We start from the raw sequence: 1,737 nt of genomic DNA on the forward strand, positions 1-1,737 counted from the left end.
CGCTCTGCTGCCCTGGCCTGAAAGGGTCCACAATGGCTACCGGGTTCTCCAGGAATATTTTTGCTTTCCGGAAAGTTTTTTCTTCTTCCACCTTCGTGGGGCCATGTCATTGCCGGATGATTTTCCGCTCAGTCATTTTACGCTGCGGCTGCATTTTTGCGATCCTCTGCCCGGTGAGGTCAAACTGGACAACCGTTCGCTGCGACTTTACTGCACGCCTGCTGTTAACCTGTTTATGCACTCTGCTGAACCGATCCGACCCGATGGCCGTGCGTTGCAATATCCGTTGCTTGCCAGCCGCCGACGCCCGGACGCGTATGATATTTTCCGGGTGGCGTCGGTGAGCAGCCACACTCAGGCCCCGGAGGAGGCGTCCGGGAAAGGTAAAAACAGGCAGATATGGCCTGAGTTTGAAAGTTTTGACCATCAGACAGAATTCAGCGGCCAGAGGAAAGTGGTGTACTGGCAGCACCGGACAAAAACCTCGCTACTCCATCGCGGTACTGAGCACACCGTCGCTTTCATACATGCCGATGGCAACCCGCCGGATCCTTCCCTGACAGAAAATGAAGTTGTTACGGCTGAGCTGGTCTGTACCAACCGGATGTTACCTGAACAACTGCATCCCGGCGATGTCTGCGTCGCCGTGGGCAAAAATCCGGCAGTGGCCTCTTTCAGTAATGTTACATGCCCGACGCGTTCGCTGTACCCGGTGACCGACGATGACAGGCTCTGGTCGCTGATTTCCTGTATGAATCTGAATTATCTTTCCCTGCTGGAGCGGGAGGCGCTGATTGAGATCCTGCGCACTTTTGACCTGCCCGGTATTCATCATCCCCAACTGGCCCGGCTTTCACGTGAGAAACTGGATGCGATAGAGCGAATGGAAACGAAACCGGTGGACCGGCTCTTTAAGGGCGTCCCGATAAGAGGGCTGGCGACCACGCTGTGGATCAACCCGGCCCCGTTTGTCAGTGAGGGCGAGGTCTATCTGCTGGGGGCTGTGCTGTCACAGTTTTTTGCGCTGTATGCCAGTACCGGTTCATACCACTACCTGCAAATTATCAATACGGAAAGCCAGAAATCCTGGGAGTGGCAGAACAGCGGTCAGCATCCCCTGATGTAACCGGAATGATGAATTTTCTGGTCCCGGTAATATCAGGCTCTTTGGTTACCGTAAGCCTGAATAAAAAAGCAGGTTCTCCCGACCGTCTGCCAGCTCTGGCTGGCAGACGGTCGGGAGAAGGCAAGCGAAGCGCGGCAGATTGTTATCGTAAATGACCCGAAAATAATGTTTTAAGCCCAAAAACAGTTTCTTCTTTTTGCACCATGAATAATGTCGCAGACTCCCGCCTGCAACAAACTGTCTGCGGACAGTCCCTTTGGCTTCATGCCTGAAAGAAGCGCCTGGCACCGCCAGCATGGCTCCTTTTACCGGTACGACCTCTGAAAATTACCGGGACGCAAAATAATCTGCGTCTGAGGCTGACGTTCATACACCTGACAGCTTCATCGTCTTCGCTTAACGGCAACGGCCTTCACTGGCTGAGCGACTTCTCTTTGCCGGAAATTTACCGGCTGACTCATCTCCGCTGATTATCGACGCCTTTTATCTGACGGGCTGCGGCCTGCATTGCCGCCAGGCTTTGCTGCCGCGTGACCGTAACGCTGCACCAGAAACGCCATGTTTAAGCGCTGTACCAACCGAGTGCGTCACTTTAACCGCGCAGAGCGGGA

Annotated in this window: 1 protein-coding gene; it reads left to right on the forward strand. The window is 54.2% G+C overall.

What is annotated here, in order from left to right:
- The coding region (gene tssF, locus FDX19_RS05275) for a type VI secretion system baseplate subunit TssF (protein ID WP_137381884.1) at positions 1 to 1,126 on the forward strand (1,126 nt) is incomplete at its 5' end.
- Between the last annotated feature and the right edge of the window lie 611 nt (positions 1,127 to 1,737).

This window comes from Citrobacter sp. wls619 (assembly GCF_005281345.1).
GTDB lineage: Bacteria > Pseudomonadota > Gammaproteobacteria > Enterobacterales > Enterobacteriaceae > Citrobacter.